Source organism: Sphingobacterium sp. ML3W (assembly GCF_000747525.1).
In the GTDB taxonomy this organism is placed as follows: Bacteria; Bacteroidota; Bacteroidia; order Sphingobacteriales; family Sphingobacteriaceae; genus Sphingobacterium.
In genome coordinates this window covers 4,761,119-4,778,439 of record NZ_CP009278.1, presented here as the reverse complement: position 1 = coordinate 4,778,439, position 17,321 = coordinate 4,761,119, and the positions used below count along the sequence as shown (strand labels likewise).

13 protein-coding genes and 1 tRNA gene are annotated in these 17,321 nt (G+C 38.2%); 10 read left to right on the top strand and 4 right to left on the bottom strand.

Annotation, left to right across the window (positions count from 1 at the left end; translation table 11 throughout):
• The first annotated feature begins 55 nt into the window (after positions 1–55).
• From KO02_RS20395 to KO02_RS20380, 4 genes are all read left to right on the top strand, one after another.
• Entirely contained in the window at positions 56–2,671 is a 2,616-nt protein-coding gene (locus tag KO02_RS20395; RefSeq protein WP_081918442.1) for a zinc-dependent metalloprotease, read from the top strand.
• Positions 2,672–2,695: 24 nt separating this feature from the next.
• Complete coding sequence (locus KO02_RS20390) at positions 2,696–6,040, top strand: SusC/RagA family TonB-linked outer membrane protein (protein WP_038701289.1); 3,345 nt, start codon at positions 2,696–2,698, stop codon at positions 6,038–6,040.
• Between the two features lie 11 nt (positions 6,041–6,051).
• The gene (locus KO02_RS20385) at positions 6,052–7,374 is read left to right on the top strand and encodes a RagB/SusD family nutrient uptake outer membrane protein (protein ID WP_038701287.1); all 1,323 of its coding nucleotides are present in this window, start codon (positions 6,052–6,054) and stop codon (positions 7,372–7,374) included.
• Between the two features lie 70 nt (positions 7,375–7,444).
• Positions 7,445–8,170: a LytR/AlgR family response regulator transcription factor gene (locus tag KO02_RS20380; RefSeq protein WP_038701285.1), complete on the top strand. Its 726-nt coding sequence runs from the start codon at positions 7,445–7,447 to the stop codon at positions 8,168–8,170.
• Here the strand turns inward: KO02_RS20380 and KO02_RS20375 are convergent, their stop codons facing one another.
• Positions 8,171–8,530, bottom strand: a complete 360-nt coding sequence (locus tag KO02_RS20375) for a PH domain-containing protein (protein ID WP_158500320.1) — start codon at positions 8,528–8,530, stop codon at positions 8,171–8,173.
• Between the two features lie 280 nt (positions 8,531–8,810).
• Between KO02_RS20375 and KO02_RS20370 the strand changes: the two genes are divergently transcribed.
• On the top strand, positions 8,811–10,025 hold the full coding sequence (locus KO02_RS20370; protein WP_038701281.1) for an MFS transporter: 1,215 nt from the start codon (positions 8,811–8,813) through the stop codon (positions 10,023–10,025).
• Positions 10,026–10,080: 55 nt separating this feature from the next.
• On the opposite strand, the gene KO02_RS20365 is transcribed toward KO02_RS20370, so the two are convergent.
• Together KO02_RS20365 and KO02_RS20360 are read right to left on the bottom strand one after the other, a co-directional pair.
• A tRNA-Gly gene (locus KO02_RS20365) sits at positions 10,081–10,153 on the bottom strand.
• Positions 10,154–10,217: 64 nt separating this feature from the next.
• Entirely contained in the window at positions 10,218–11,756 is a 1,539-nt protein-coding gene (locus KO02_RS20360; RefSeq protein ID WP_038701279.1) for an NAD(P)/FAD-dependent oxidoreductase, read from the bottom strand.
• Between the two features lie 177 nt (positions 11,757–11,933).
• Here KO02_RS20360 and KO02_RS20355 point away from each other — a divergent pair, with 177 nt between their 5' ends.
• The 5 genes from KO02_RS20355 to KO02_RS20335 all read left to right on the top strand — a co-directional run bounded on the left by KO02_RS20355 (position 11,934) and on the right by KO02_RS20335 (position 15,547).
• Positions 11,934–12,512, top strand: coding sequence for a LemA family protein (locus KO02_RS20355; RefSeq protein WP_038703091.1), 579 nt, complete (start codon positions 11,934–11,936; stop codon positions 12,510–12,512).
• Positions 12,513–12,601: 89 nt separating this feature from the next.
• Positions 12,602–13,033, top strand: coding sequence for a TPM domain-containing protein (locus tag KO02_RS20350; protein ID WP_038701277.1), 432 nt, complete (start codon positions 12,602–12,604; stop codon positions 13,031–13,033).
• An 80-nt stretch (positions 13,034–13,113) separates the two neighbouring features.
• On the top strand, positions 13,114–13,863 hold the full coding sequence (locus KO02_RS20345; RefSeq protein ID WP_235212400.1) for a TPM domain-containing protein: 750 nt from the start codon (positions 13,114–13,116) through the stop codon (positions 13,861–13,863).
• Between the two features lie 37 nt (positions 13,864–13,900).
• Positions 13,901–15,031 (top strand): TlpA disulfide reductase family protein, encoded by a 1,131-nt coding sequence (locus tag KO02_RS20340; RefSeq protein ID WP_038701273.1) that lies wholly within the window; start codon positions 13,901–13,903, stop codon positions 15,029–15,031.
• A gap of 72 nt (positions 15,032–15,103) precedes the next feature.
• Positions 15,104–15,547, top strand: coding sequence for a hypothetical protein (locus KO02_RS20335; RefSeq protein WP_038701271.1), 444 nt, complete (start codon positions 15,104–15,106; stop codon positions 15,545–15,547).
• A 63-nt stretch (positions 15,548–15,610) separates the two neighbouring features.
• Here KO02_RS20335 and KO02_RS20330 read toward each other — a convergent pair whose 3' ends face one another.
• A complete protein-coding gene (locus tag KO02_RS20330) occupies positions 15,611–17,188 on the bottom strand; it encodes a glycoside hydrolase family 10 protein (protein ID WP_051960105.1) in 1,578 nt (525 codons plus the stop codon).
• Positions 17,189–17,321 lie beyond the last annotated feature (133 nt).

The window sequence follows — 17,321 nt, the reverse complement described above, 5'->3', positions numbered from 1 at the left end:
AATATATTGGCATCTTCACCGCCCTGTATCTATTAGTCCTATAATATAATTACAAATGAATAATCTGCATTTCAAAAGAAGTTCAGCATTTGCATGCTTAAGTTTCTTTTCTATTTTCATTCTCAATTCTTGTCAGCTGCTCAGTCCTTTAGGCTTAGGTAAAAAGAAAGTTGTTACTGCTGATTCCACAAAAAAGGATTCCGTATTAGTTTATGACAAGTTTTTAAAAAATGCCAAAATTGATAGTGGTGTTTTTAATGTTATTAATAAGGAGAAGGATTTCTTCTTTGAAATTCCGCTAGAAAAATTAGAGCAAGACTTTTTATTGATCAATAAAATTTCTTCTGTGCCTTTAGCTTTGAACGAAGCAGGTTTAAATAAGGGAATGAATTATGAAAATAAAGTTATTCGTTTCTCCTTAAAGAAAGCGCGTAAAGAAATTTGGGCAAGTGAGATTAAACCACAAGTCGAAGTACCCATAGAAGATGCTATTGCACGTTCTGTGGCTGATAATTTTACCCCTTCTTTCATCGAATCATTCAAGATCGAAGGGTATAATAAAGACTCATCTTCCGTCATCATTAAGGTAAACAAGATCTTTGATGGTACTGAAAAGAGTTTCAATGATGTATTTACCAATATTGGATTAGGAACCTCACCAAAGACGGCACTATCCATTATCGATCAAATGAAATCCTTTGATAATAATGTCGTAATCCGTTCGATATTATCGACACGCGTAACGGAAGGAAACGAATCTATTCCAATCAGTTTGACGGTGACAAGTAATATCTTGGAATTACCAAAAGAAGCAATGAAACCACGTTTCTCAGATCCAAGAGTGGGTTACTTTACCACACCTCGGTGGTATTTTTCTGATAAACAACAAGAACTTGAAAAAAGAGAATTAGTAACGCGCTGGCGCTTAGAGCCTCGCGAAGAAGACGTGGCACGTTATATAGCAGGAGAATTGGTTGTTCCTAAAAAACAAATCGTATTCTATATCGATCCAGCGACACCACAGCAATGGCGTAAACAAATTATTGAAGGTGTGCACGATTGGCAAACAGCATTTGAAGAAGCCGGTTTTAAAGATGCTATTATTGCAAAAGAAGTCCCTGCTAGAATGGACTTTGATATTGACGATGCCAACACCTCTGCTATTACCTATGCTGCTTCTCCACAAGCCAACGCAATGGGGCCTTCAGTAGTTGACCCCCGTACAGGTGAAATTTTGGAAGCTGATGTCATCTGGTGGCATAATGTGATGACGGCGTTAAATACTTGGATGCGTGTGCAGACTGGTGTTATCGATACCTCCGTTCGTGGTAATGTATTTTCAGATGAGAAGATGGCACACGCTATCCGCTTTGTATCATCACATGAGATTGGACATACCTTAGGATTGAAGCATAATATGGGTTCTTCGTATAGTTTTCCAGTAGATTCACTACGATCAGCTTCTTTCACAGAAAAGATGGGTGGTACGGCGACATCTATCATGGATTATGCTCGCTTTAACTATGTGGCGCAACCCGAAGATCAAGTAAAAGCCATTACCCCAATTATTGGTTTATACGATAAATATGCAATTGCTTGGGCATACCGTTGGTATCCGAATAAAACGGCTTGGGAAGAACTTCCTTTGCTTAAGAAAGAGATAGAATCGAAACAAGATAATCCATACTATTGGTATGGAGAACAACAGGATCATAAGAATACAGTGGACCCAAGATCGCAATCCGAGGATCTTGGCGATAATGCGATGCTGGCGGGTGCTTATGGTTTGAAAAATTTGAAACGCATAATGCCCCAAATTATTAATTGGACAACTATTGCTGGTCAGGACTACTATAAAGCAGGCAAATTATACATGGCTGTTATCGGACAATGGTATGCTTATGCGGATCATGTTTCGAATAATATTGGTGGTATTTATTTAAATAATCCAGTTCTAGGAGACGGTAAAGATGCTTACGCACCAGTCCCTCGTCAGACCCAAATAGAAGCATTAGCGTATTTGAAGGAGCATGTTTTCACCTTGCCCGAATGGTTGTTCCGCAAGGAGTTGATGACGAAAACATTTCCTTTGAAAGATAGCCCAGTAGGATCATTTGAATATGCACCCTATACATTAAAGAGAGAATTCCAATATAGTTTGTTATACAACTTGCTTCAGGATCAACGGCTATTGCGTATGACGGAAATGGAATTACTTTTCGGACGTGATCAAGCTTGGAGTATTGAGGAATTCTTGAAAACATTGCGTCAGGATATTTTTGCAAAAACGATTGCAAAGCAAAATTTAGATATCGATGCACGCATGTTACAACAAAACTATATTGATATTTTGTTGGTAACGAACAATAAAAGTATGGATAAGCTAAATACAAAAAAATTATCTTTTGTAGACCAATTCATGCAAGCGGCAAAACCTGTTTTCTGTCCTGTACATGGTGTAGCTCATGGAATTGGTGAAGAGAACAATTTACGTAATGTTCATGTTTCTGGTATGAGTAGAACAGCAGAAATGTTAACAGTAAAACGTGCTGAATTGATTCAAATTCAAAAATTAATTAAAGCAGCACAATCTTCAGGCGATTTCACTACTCAGGCTCATTATCAAGACTTATTGATGCGTATCAATAGTTCTTTAAATACAAGTAATTAACAAAATTTATATATAATAAAACACATGAATAAATTTATCCTCTTGATCGTGTTTTCTTGCGTGCAGCTCATTTCTTATGCACAAGAAACCGTCACCCTAAAGGGAAAAGTGTTGGATAGCAAAAAGCAAACACCGATTTTAGGTGCTACGATTTTTGTAGATGGCACAGCAGTTGGAGAGTCTACCGGTGTGACTGGGCAAATCCAACAATCTGCACTGGGAGCAGTGACAGATAACTTGGGGAATTTTACCCTGACCATCCCTACGGATGTTAAGTATTTTACGGTTTCCTTTGTCGGTTATGAAAATAAGCAGGTACAGGTAGGAAAGGTATACAATACGATTTTTTTGGAAGAAGTTGCAAATGCTTTGGAAGAAGTCATTGTTACTGGATATAACAATATCAGTAAAGTAAAGAATACCACTGCTTACAATAAGTTGAAATTAGACGAAATCAAGCAAACTGGTGTTTCGAGTGTCGATCAGTTATTGGAAGGTCAAGTAGCCGGTTTACAATTGAGTAATCTCAATGGTGGGCCAAACAGCGCTCCAAAAATACGTATCCGTGGTACGGTATCTTTAAATGGTACCCAAGACCCATTATGGGTTATCGATGGTTTACCAATTGAAGGAACAGCATTGCCCAATACGTTTGATAAAGATAATTTAAACAATCTTTCTAATTTACCGATTGCGGGTATCAACCCTGATGATATTGCGGACATCACCGTATTAAAGGATGCTGCTGCGACGTCCATTTATGGAGCTCGTGCAGCAAATGGTGTGATCGTAATTACAACCAAAAAAGGTAAAAAAGGACCTACTCAAGTTTCGGTATCGGCTAACAGTTTTGTGACTCAAAAACCAGATTTCAGTAAACTGAATCTGATGAATGCATCGGAGAAGGTAGATTTTGAATTGGGAATGGCCAATCGTACAGATTTGACTTACCGGACCAGTCAAGGTGCTATCGCACGTTTATTAAATGCGAACAATGAATTGGGTACCTATCGTCAATTTGGTTTGACGGGGCTTTCTACGGCCACACAAGATGCCATCAGTCAATTGCGCAACCAGAATCATAACTGGGGCGATGAATTGTACCGTACAGCATTAAACCAACAATATACAGCTTCAATTTCAGGTGGATCAGAAGGACATGATTTTTATTTGTCTGGTGGATTTTATGATGAACAAGCAGCCACTAAAGGTGTGGGTATGCGTCGTTATTCATTGACTTTAAACAATAACTTTAAAATCAGTAATAAACTGAAAGCGGGGATTAATTTATTAGGTTCTTCTACCGATCGGAATAACTTCATTCAAGATCGTGATGCATTTACCAACCCCAATACTTATGCACGTACCGTTAACCCATATTTGACGCCGAGAGATGCACAGGGTAATTATGTATATGATCCCGATATCGTAGGATATGAGAGAGATACGTATATTTCTTTTAATGCACTTGAGGAACGCGCCAATACAAACTATAATTTGAATAATAAGAGTCTAAAAGCAATTGCTAACTTGACATATCAGGTATTGCCTTCTTTATCTTTACGTACTGAATTGGGCTTACAGTTTGAAGAGTCAGGGATTGAGCGCTTTGCTGATAAGGAAAGTTATAATACAAGAAAGCTTAGAGAAAGTACACGTTATTACGATAGTGCTTCAAAAAAAACAAAATATTTCCTACCTGATGGTGGAACGATTCAAAATGATAAAAACAGTATTTTTCAATATAATTGGAAATCTTTTGCACAGTACAACTTAAACTTTAATGACGATCATGATATTGAAATCATGGCGGGTACTGAGTTGCGAAGATCAAAAAATACAGGAGTTATGTCTCGTGGTTTCGGGTTTAACCCGAAGACCTTAACATCAGAAAATATTATATTCCCAAATAGCACTTATTTTAATGATAGCCGCTTTAGACAATATGCTAAAACGATAGGTGAAACTTCTTATGCGTCATTTTATGCCAATGCAACATATAGTTACAAACGTAAATATAATGTGTTAGGAAGTATTCGCTATGATGGATCCAATATGTTTGGTGTAGATCCGAAATATCGATTCCTACCGATCTGGTCTCTATCCGGGTCATGGAACGCAAAAGAAGAGGTTTTTTTGAAAGATCAAGAATGGATTTCGAATCTGAAATTCCGAGGTTCTTATGGTATACAAGGGAATATCGACCGTAACTCCTATCCATTTATTATTGGCGATTACAGTACAGGTACATTGTTACCAGGAGATGCAGAGGAAAGTATTGTCGTGGGTATGCCTGCTAATGATAAATTACGTTGGGAACGTACGCAGTCTTGGAATGCAGGTTTTGATTTTGGAATCTTAAGAAATAGAGTACAATTCACGGTTGATTATTACAATCGATTATCGACAGATTTAATCGGTGCAAGTCAATTACCATTGGAGAATGGGTTCCCAAATGTTCAGCGAAACTGGGCATCCGTAAGTAATGATGGTATTGAATTATCGATTGGCAGCCAAAACATCGTGCGCGACCGTTTCTCATGGTCGACCGATTTTAATATCGCACATAATCGTAATAAGTTGAAACGTGTGATGGCTAATCCAACAGCTTATAATGTAGATGCGCGAGAAGGTAATCCTATCAGCTCATTATATGAAATTGAAACTGCTGGTTTGGATGCTGATGGCCTTCCACAGTTTTATAATGATCAGCGTGATGTAATATCTTATGAAGAATATTTTCAATTATATGATCCATTTTCGGATTTTATGCCTGGATATGCCGTGAGTTCTACGATGGACAACAAAGATTATCAAAGTAAATTCAAATATAGAGGAAGTATGGATCCTAAGTTTGTTGGTGGTATGACCAATAGGTTCCGCTATGCGAATTTTGATTTGGCGGTATCTGTTGTATTCAATATCGATCAGTGGATGCGTCGTAGTCCAACCTACAATCCAGCTATTGTAGATCGTGGTTCGAATTATACAAAAGATGTATTGCAAGCGCTTACTCCAGGTTCGAAAGAATTTATCGCCATAGGATCAACAAGTGCTGACGCGAATGACCGTTGGATGGCCTACAGTTGGATGGATGGTAACGACCCTTCTAATGCTTTTAATTATTTAGATATCTGGTCTAAGAAGATGAGTTATTTTCGTGTCAACAGTATCCGTTTAGGGTATACGCTGCCAAAATCGCTTGCAAGTAAAGTACAAGCATCAAATATTCGTTTTAATATTGAAGGGCGTAATTTATTTGTATTTGGCAATAATTATGATGGATATTTTGACCCTGAAACGTATGGTAATAATTATGCTCAACCGATCTCCAAATCATTTGCTTTTGGTTTAACGGCATCATTTTAATTAAGATATCTATGAAAAAGAATTTAATATATATCGGATTGTTAGTTGGTGGACTATTAACCACTTCTTGCAATAAATATTTAGATATACAACCAGTAGGGACCGTCGTTCCTACTACCGAAGCTGATTTTAGAGCTTTGATGTTTAGTGGTTATAAAGTTTATCCAGCACATAAATCATACTTAAACTTACGTACAGATGAGTTGCTGTTGGATGAATTTTCTACAGATCTCGGAACATTGAAAGATCTTTATCTTTGGAATGATCAAAACCCTGATCGCCACACACAGCCAATGGCTTGGGAAACGCTCTATAAAAGTATCTTTTATGCCAACCACATCATTGCTGAGGCTAAGGACAAAGCAGGAGATACAGATAATGTAAAACAAATCCGTGCGGAAGCGTATTTATTACGTGCTTATGCGCATTTTGAATTGTTGAATACATATGCTGATAATTACAATCCAGCTACAGCAGCTACAGATCGTGGCGTACCACTTTCGATAAAAGTGGATTTGGAGCAGTTGTTTACTCCAGCAACGGTAGAAAAAGTATATGAACAAATTTTGACGGATATGAAAGAAGCGTCAGATTTACTTCAGATTATTGATCAAGCCACTGCTGTAAAATACAGATTCAGCCGTCGTGCTTATGAGGCTTTTGAAGCACGTTTAAGATTATACCGGGGTGAATGGGAACTTGCAGCGAAAGCGGCAGACCGTGGTTTAGCTATCAATGCCGATTTGGAAGATTTAAAGGACGCATCCTCAAAATTGCCCAACGATTTTGAATCTAAAGAAATGATTCAAGCCTGGGAAGAAGTAGGAAAGACGGATGTATCTCGTTCAACCTTCATCAGTCCGGCATTATTGGCAAAATACGAGAAAGGCGATTTACGCTTTGCACGTTATTTTGAGAAAAGATGGGATGATAATATTGTATCTAAAAAAGGTGGGAATAACCGTTTTAACGTAACCTTTAGGAATGCAGAATTATATTTGATTAAAGCAGAAGCCGCAGCTCGTTTAGGAAAACCTACTCAAGCGAAACAAGAATTGACTACACTATTGAAAAACAGATTGACCGCTGCAACCTTTGCAGCGGCTCAAACAAAGTTGTCAACAATTAGTGATAAAGACTTGATTTCGTTTATTATCGAGGAACGTGCAAAGGAGTTTGCTTTAGAGGGACTACGTTGGTACGATCTGAAGCGTACAACTCGTCCAGAAATTGTACATCGTTACCAGTCTAAAGATTATTTCTTAAATCAAAATGATCCACGTTATGTGATTCGTTATCCCAAAGAAGCGATATCGAATAACCCAGAATTGTAATCTATCATCAATTTTATAAAATTCGATCCTCATTCTGAAAAGAATGGGGATTTTTTTATAAATTCAACACATGTTTAAAAATATATTAATCGTAGAAGATGAAAACTGGGCTTCAGAGAGCTTATTGGAGAAATTGAGCCAATTGATTTCTGCAAAGTTTGATTATACGGTTAAGACTACGGTAAGAGAGGCTACAGATTGGCTACTGAAACATGACGTCGACTTGATTTTTATGGATGTACAGCTTGGGGATGGATTAAGTTTCGATATTTTTGATCAAGTTAAAATCCAAGTTCCAGTAATCTTCACAACTGCTTTCGAAGATTATGCGTTAAAGGCCTTTCAGAATCAAGGTTATGCTTATCTTTTGAAACCGTATGATGAAGATGAATTGCAAGAAGCATTAAATAAAGTAGCTCACTTTTTTGAAGATAAAAATAGTAATCTACCATATAAAAGTCGGTTTTTAGTACGTTATGGTATGCGTTTAAAATCGATTCCGACCATCGAAATTGCTTACTTTATGGCTGAAGATAAATTGTTGTATGGCTACACAAATGAGGGAAGTCAGTTTATCGTTGAAGATACCATTACCGGACTCGTATCAAAATTGGACCCTCAATTCTTCTTTCAGGTCAATCGCAAATTCATCATACATATCGAATCGATTGTCGATATGTTGAAGGTGGGTCGTAATCGTATCCGATTACAAGTGCAACCCGCGTTACCTGCAGAGGTTGAAATAATCGTGAGTGAAGACAAATCTTCAGATTTTCAAATGTGGTTGGATCGCTAGTTATATAGTCCTTATAAGATGAATATTTGGATTATATTGTAACAGTTCATTTATGAAATTTTCATTGCTATCGGGACTGATGTAAATTTCGTCATATTTATTATAATGGACAATCAAACCCTTACGAGCAGTTGCTGGTTTAAAGCCAACCCATAATGTCTTTCCAACCTCAATTTTACGGATATTCTCTATGGCAATCTTCCCATTAATTAGACCAGCTTTATAATAAAAGTATGAATTGTCAATCGAATATTTTGGGCGCGATAATAGCAATATCGCCGTTAAGACTGTAGGAAGCCCTATAACGGTCATCAACTGAACTAAAGTTGCTTCATCATTCATAAGTTCGATAAACATCATGATAAATACGAACATTAGGGGAACAATAGTTATAGCATTTATCAAGTGGTCTTGTCTACTTTTGAAAATTTTCATGGCTTATAGGATGGTACTCATCTTAAAGTTAACGTAATTTTAGATGAAAATTCCCTATTTTTTCTATTTTTGTAACATTATGCATATCGATTTTTATACAACATTTTATTTTAAACCTTGGTAGACTGCGTTTGTCAAGGTAATTGTTCATTGATGTAAATGATATTTCAAATCATTTACAGTTGTATTTTACGCTGTTTTTTTTATGGAAAATAAAAATTGGTTTCAAACCTACATGTATATTTGGATTGGACAATTTGTGTCATTATTGACCAGCTCTGCTGTCAATTTTGCCGTAATTGTTTGGCTGAGTTTAACACACAAATCTGCGGAGGTATTGGCTTTAGCAGGTATTGCCGGATTATTACCACAAGCACTTATTGGTCCTTTTGTAGGCGTTTTTATAGATCGTTGGGATCGTAAAAAAGTGATGATTTTTGCAGATGCATTTATCGCATTGTGTACATTGCTCATGACTTTTGTACTCCAAGGAGCCGCCGTAAGTTTATCGATCATCTATTTATTATTGGCATGTCGTTCTGTTGGTTCGGCATTCCATGCACCAGCTATGCAAGCGATAGCACCATTAATGGTGCCAGAAGATAAGCTTTTACGTGTATCAGGAATTAATCAGATGCTACAGTCTGTAAGTAGTATTGCAGGACCAGCATTGGGGACGTTGGCGATTACATATTTTTCAATCGCACAAGTGCTCTATTTGGACGTCATTGGTGCGGCAGTAGCGATTGTCTCCCTGCTTTTTGTTACCATTCCACATTTAACTGTGGATTCTAAATTATCGTTTGGGCAAGTATGGGATGATCTGAAAAAAGGGATGCAAGCTATTTATCACAATCGAGGCTTGAGCTTGTTATTCGTTTACGCTATGGTTGCCACTTTTTGTGTCATGCCAATAGCCATCATGTTTCCCTTATTGACCATCGGACATTTTAACGGAGGAAAGTGGGAGATGAGTGTGATTGAAATTATTTGGGGAGTGGGAATGTTGGTTGGAGGCGGTTTATTGAGCGCGTTTAAAGTTAAATTTTCTAAAATAATCATGATTAATGCAATGCATATTGTCTTAGGACTGACTTTCGCATTTTCAGGATGGTTTCCTTCGACCTGGTTTATCCCATTTGTGATAGTGACTGGAATTGGGGGGATATCGATGTCCTTATTTTCAGCATCCTTTATGACCACGATTCAGGAAGAGGTAGCTCCACAGATGTTGGGCCGCGTATTCTCGCTTTATTTTAGTATTGCTATTCTGCCTAGTGTCGTTGGTCTGCTCTTTACGGGTTTTATTGCTGATGTTATCGGGGTAGCCAATGCTTTTGTGATAGCAGGTCTATTGATGGTCGTTGTTGGGATACTGTCTTTCTTTACACCGGCAGTTATGCGCTTAGGGAAAAAATAGTAAAAGGCATATAAAAGAGAAAAGCTTCCAAATTATGGAAGCTTTTCTCTTTTTGAGCGAAAGACGAGATTCGAACTCGCGACCCCAACCTTGGCAAGGTTGTGCTCTACCAACTGAGCTACTTTCGCGTTGGTGCTACAAAAATACAGCTTTATTTGATTCTTTGCAAGACCAATTTGATATTTTATCAATTTAGTTTATCGCATCTGCACAATTCATCCCATCAATTGCGGCGGAAATAATTCCTCCAGCATACCCCGCACCTTCAGCGCAAGGGTAAAGCCCTTTGATTTCAGGATGTTGTAAAGTTGCTTTATCACGCGGGATACGTATTGGGGATGAAGTGCGAGATTCTACAGCAACCAAGATAGCTTCATTGGTATAATAACCTTTCATTTTTTTTCCAAAAATAGGTAAAGCCCCGCGTAGGGCCTCGTAGACAAATTTGGGAAGTACCTGCGTAAGGTCTGCTGATATTGTGCCTGGTTTATACGAGTTCTCCGGAAGATCTTTGGATATACGGCCTTCGACAAAATCAATCATACGTTGAGCAGGAGCAACCATTTTTCCACCACCTACTTCAAATGCACGCTTTTCTATCTCATGCTGAAAGTCCAACATCGCAAATGGGTTACTGTCCGAACCCGGAACATCTTCGAGGTTGATCTGAATAACCGTGCCCGAGTTGGCGTGTGGATTATTTCGTTTAGAGGGCGACCAACCGTTGACCACAATTTCATTATCTGCTGTTGAACAAGGGGCAATGACACCGCCAGGACACATACAGAATGAAAATACACCACGCCCATTTACTTGTTCCACTAAACTATAATAGGCTGGAGGTAGGTGTTCACTGCGGATTTCACAGTGGTATTGTGCCTGATCGATGATTTCTTGTGGATGTTCGATGCGTACACCTAAAGCAAAAGCTTTTGCTTCAAGCAACCAGTTTTTTTTACGGAAAAGTTCAAAAATATCACGTGCCGAGTGTCCTGTTGCCACGATGACATGTTTGGCTTTTAATGCAGTTCCGCTAGCAAGCGTAACACCTGTCACCTGATTGTCTTCAGTGGTGATATCCACAACACGTTGTTCAAAAATAACTTCACCGCCGTGTTCGATAATAGTTTCTCGAATGGCTTGGATGATATGTGGTAATTTGTTGGTACCAATATGCGGACGTGCGTTGACTAAGATATCCTCAGTAGCACCATGCGCTACAAATAGTTTTAATACTTTATCAATATCCCCACGCTTATCAGACCTAGTATAGAGCTTACCATCCGAATAAGTACCTGCACCACCTTCGCCAAAACAATAGTTTGAATCTTCGTCAACGATTCCCTCGCGGTTTAGCTTCGCTAAATCACGACGGCGCTCTTGAACGTCTTTACCCCGTTCAACAATGATTGGTTTCAATCCCTTTTCTAGACATTGAAGTGCCGCAAATAAACCGGCAGGACCAGCGCCAATAATTAATACCGGCTTTGCATCCTGTACAGCATGAAAATTTGTCTTAAAAACTTCGGTAGTAGGTTTTTCGTCTATAAAAAAAATAATACGTGCTCTGAATATAACATTTCGGCTACGTGCATCAATAGAACGTTTACGGATTTTAAAACCCTTGATTCGTTCAAAATTTATTTTTAAAGCTATAGAGCCCTGATTTAGAATGTAATCATGATCTTCGATTCTTTCTGGAGCAATCGCTAATTCAATTTCTTTTTGCATATCAATCTTGCTGGGTTTTTATCCCAAAACAGCGTAAAGTTAAGGATATCTGCTGTATTTTTTTAGTTATAAATACTTATGCGCTTAAAATTATTCTTATATTCGTGGGAGTGGTATGGCCTTTGTAGTAAGCTTTCCATTAAAATTATTTTGAAAAATATTAATTCAACGAAAAAAATGAAAAGATTATTAGTCGCATTCTTTGGTTTAATGGTCGCGTTATCTTTCAGTTCATGTGGATACAATACCATGGTATCGCAAGATGAAAATGTGAAAGGAAAATGGGCACAGGTTGAAAATGCATATCAGAGACGTGCAGATTTAGTTCCAAATTTGGTGAATACTGTTAAGGGAGCAGCAAAGCACGAAGAAGGTACGTTGACAGCAGTAGTTGAAGCACGTGCGAAAGCAACTTCTATTACGGTAGATCCTACCAACTTGAATGAAGAAACAATTGCACAATATCAAAAAGTTCAAGATCAATTTTCAGGTTCATTGAGTAAATTGATGGCTACAGTGGAAGCTTATCCAGATTTGAAAGCAAATCAAAGCTTTTTAGAACTACAAGCACAATTGGAGGGTACCGAAAATAGAATTTCGACTGAACGCAGAGCATATAATGAAGCTGTACAGCAATTCAATACAACGGTACGTAGCTTCCCTAACAATTTAATGGCGGGTATGTTTGGTTTCAAAGCTAAAGGAACTTTTACAGCACAAGAAGGTGCAGATAAAGCGCCGACAGTATCATTCTAAGTATACCGTATTAGTTTACTAGAAAAGATGAATGATGGGCTTATCTTGTGCACACATTCATCTTTTTTTATTTAAAAACAATTTTATTAATGGGAGCATTTTCATCAGAAGAACAAGAAAAAGTAGTGCATGCAATCAGTTTGGCGGAGAATAGAACATCGGGCGAAATTCGTGTGGTTGTTGAAAAGCATTGCCCTGGGGAAGTTTTTGACCGTGCGAAGCATTATTTTGAGAAATTGGCCATGCATAAAACGGCCTTAAGAAATGGTGTTTTAATTTACTTAGCACATGAAGATCATAAATTTTCTATTATAGGAGATGCTGGTATCCATACAAAAGTAACAGCCGATTTTTGGGAGTCAACAAAGGAGATTATGGTTCAAGAATTTCGAAAGGCGGCTTTTGCAGAAGGGTTGATCCGAGGAATTCAGAACGCTGGTGCAGAATTAGCGAAATTTTACCCCAGACAGGATGACGATATTAATGAATTACCGAATGATATTGTTTTTGGCGATAAATAGAAATGAATAAACTAACAGCATATAGGTCCATGACCAAGTCTACATTTTCATACATCCATATCTTCGTATTGACGACGATAATGATGCTTTTAAGTGTAACACATTTATTTGCGCAGGATTTTCCTGCTACCCCAAACCGCTTGGTTAATGATTATACAAAGACCTTGACAGCGAGTCAAATGGATCAGTTGGAGCGGAAGCTATTGGCTTTTGAAGATTCGACCTCCGTTCAGATTGCTGTTGTTCTGATGAATTCAACAGGTTCTTACGACATCAGTGATTATGCAGTGAGACTTGCACAACAATGGGGGGTCGGAAATAAGAAATACAATAGTGGAATATTATTATTGGCAGCAATTGGCGACCGCGCTGTTACTATACAGACAGGCTATGGTATAGAAGGTGCTGTACCTGACGCAATTGCACACCGAATTATAGAAAATGAGATTAAGCCTGCCTTTCGAGCACAAGATTATTATACAGGAGTCAATAATGCAACAGATGCATTGATATCCTATACCAAAGGTGAGTATAAAGCGGATCCTAAACAACCAAATGGAAGTGGCGGTACCTCGAAGATGCTGATTCTTATTGTTGTCGTTATGATTGTCATTGCCTTGATTTCTAAAAAAGGTGGAAACGGTGGTAATGGTGGTGGTAAAATGATGAACGGCAGAGGAAGTTCAGATTTACTTTGGTGGACACTTTTAAATACCCTAGGACGAGGAGGTTCAGGGGGCGGTGGCTTTGGCGGCGGCGGCGATAGTGGTGGCTTCGGAGGTTTCGGAGGCGGCGGCTTCGGAGGCGGTGGAGCTAGTGGTAGATGGTAGTGATTAAGAATGAGATAAAAAATAAAATTAGAATAGAATGAAAAAAGGAATATTATTGGGATTAAGTTTTATCCCAGCTTTTATTTTTGCACAAGAGAGCTTTACGGTTACTGGTAAAATTAAAGGGGCTTCTGATAAAGCGAAAGTTTTTATGCAGTATGCTGAAAATAATGCACGTAAGATTGATTCAACGACAGTGTCTGGTGGGCAGTTTAAATTCAATGGCTCTGTTGCAGGTCCGGTTAAAGCATATTTGATTCTTTCTGCAGATGGCACTTCGATTCAAGAAATTAGAAACCCTGATTTGACACAAGTTTATTTGTCAAATGGTGTAATCAAAGTGGAGTCTAATGATGAGATGAAAAACGCAGTTATTTCAGGTAATGCACTCAATAATGATTTTGCAAAATACCAATCTGCGGTTAAACCTTACTCAGATGCATTTCAAGCGCTAAACAAACGTTATGCTGATGCGACTGACGAACAAAGAAACGATCAAACTTTTATTGCAGGCCTACAAAAAGAAGCTGGTGAAATTAATGAACAACAAGAGAAAGCAGATGAGCAATTCATTAAGGATAACAAATCTAGCTTTATTACATTAGATTTATTGTCGGACAAATTGGATGCAGAGAATGTCAATACATTGATTATCCCTAGTTTTCAGGCTTTGTCTGCAGATTTGAAAAACAGTAAAAAAGGACAAGCATTAGCGAGTAGAATTGAGAAATTGAAAGCAGTTGCTGTTGGATCAATGGCACCTGATTTCTCATTACCGGATACAGCAGGAAATGAGATTGCACTCTCTTCGTTAAGAGGAAAATATGTGTTATTGGATTTTTGGGCTAGCTGGTGTGGACCATGTCGTCAAGAAAACCCAAATGTGGTAGCGGCATTTAATAAATTTAAGGATAAAAACTTTACTGTATTCGGAGTCTCTTTGGATAATCCCGGTAAAAAAGATGCTTGGATGAAAGCTATTGCTACTGATGAATTGGGACAATGGCAACATGTATCCGATCTACAAGGTTGGAAATCTGCTCCTGTTGGTTTATACGAAGTGCGTGGTATTCCGCAAAACTTCCTGATAGACCCAACTGGTAAAATTGTAGCTTCAAACTTACGTGGTGAAGAATTACATTCAAAATTGGAAGAATTGCTAAAGTAATAGCAGTGTAAGGAAATAACAAAAAGGGCTTTTCGATTCGTTGAAAAGCCCTTTTTATTTATACTATTGCATATGCGTACTTTATTATCCCTGATATTGGCAATGGTATTATTTATCGGTTGTCAGAACAAACAAGAAGCCGGAGTACCGGTTCTTAATTTAGCTGCTTTAGCCGCTATACCCTTAGATGCACCTATTGATAGTTTAGCTAAGGGAAATACCTTTATCGATGTTACATTACCTGCAGGAGCGCGAATAGAGGAACTATCGATAGCTGATTTGGCTTTATTGAAAGCCGCTGCTTATCGTTTTTTCGGACAAGTGAAATTGGTGGATAATCAGTATGTCGTCAATATTAAAGAGGGTAAAGAAATTCAGGTTTCAGATGAATTAGTGTCATCTTATCTTAAAGCAATAAGCAGTACCAACGCTTATGCTGATTCCTTAAAAAACGAAGGACAAGAAATTCTATTGCCGGCGATTACGGTTGAGTACCGTGATGCATTGTTGAAATAAATTGAAAAGGTCAATTTCATTTTAAAAATTGACCTTTTCAACTGACATCATTTAATGCTGTATTTATTGCATCGTATAGGCATGATTGTAGTCAAGAGTTTTCTGGGTACTTCTGATATTGGAAGGTTCACTTTCATTTTTCATACGATCTAGTGCCGTCACGAAATAGTAATATTGTTTATTCTTACCCAAGTCGTTATCCTCGTATTGTAAATCATCTTCATTATAAGTGATATGAATGATTTTTCTTGTATTATTTAGATCTGTTTTCTCTCCTTCTTCGAATCTATAAACGATATATCCATAAGCAGATTGATCATCAGCTGCACGATCCGGTTTTTGCCAGACCAAGTGATTGTTCATGCCGTTCTCTGAAGTATGGAGCTGTAGGCCAAATGGTGCATTTGGAGCTATGCTATCTATCCAAGGCATCGTTGGAGGTAACGAACAAGCTTGGTACAAATTATATGTCAAGGAGTCTTGAAGACCCGCCAAATTATCTGTCAATGATTTAGAACTAAAGAATATGCTACCTTGTACATTGGGCTGCTCACGTAGGTAACGGATCTGTCGGGGAATCTGACTGCGGTCAGTCCAGCCCGGCTTCTGCTCATTGACACGGTAAGCACCATGTCCAATGTAAAAATGACGACCATAGGTGTGATGTTGCCACCATTCGACCAATATTTCATATGCCGCGGCACGGTTGTGAAAAGGGAAATAGATCTGCGGATTGATGTAATCGATCCATCCTTCCTGAACCCATTTTACCCCGTCAGCGAATAGGGTACGATAACCACTTAAACCGCGCGTGTCAGAACCGCCATTAGCACCATTTTTATTATCCCAAATACCAAAAGGGCTGACACCATATTTTACATAAGGTTTCTTTGCTTTGATTGCAATTCCTAAATCACGAATCAATACATCCACATTGTTTCTTCGCCAATCTTCGATGTTAGCGATGTTATTGGGATATTGACCATAGGTGACTCGGTCAGGAATCGCCGTATTGCGGCTATCGGGATAAGGGTAGAAGTAGTCATCAAAATGAACTCCATCGATATCATAGTTGTTGACGACATCCATGATAACATCGATGATGTACTGTCGTACTTCTGGAATGCCAGGATTGAATAATTTCTTACCTGCATAAGTAAAAAACCAGTCAGGTTTCTTTTTTGTGATGTGATCTTCCGAAAAATGATTAGGATTCAGGGTAGTCGATGCACGATAAGGATTGATCCATGCGTGTAGTTCCATTCCTCTTTTATGACATTCGTCGATGATAAAATCCAAAGGGTCGTAGAATGGTTCTGGGGCCTTCCCTTGTTTACCGGTTAAGTAGCGGCTCCATGCTTCACGACCTCTTCCATAGAATGCATCAGCAGCAGGGCGAATTTGAAAAAGAATGGTATTCATACCCGATCTTTTATGCTCATCCAAGATATGTACAAGTTCTTTTTTTTGTTTATCAACATTCGTTCCAGTCGCTAAAGTTGGCCAATCAATGTTACCAACCGTAGCAATCCAAACCCCTCGAACTTCTCTTTTGGGACTAGGTTGAGCGTGTAGAACTTGTGCGGTTATTGCGATTAAAAAAAATACTCCAAGTAAGTGCAGAAGGTGTTTAAATCTCATTTGTTTAATGATAAGTTAACAAAGATAATTAAGCTTTATTGATAAAGTATTAAATCTTTGTAAGAACTTTGTTGTTGTTTTATATTCTGTAAATTGCAATGTTTTTGGACTGTCCTAAAAACACCATTTTAAT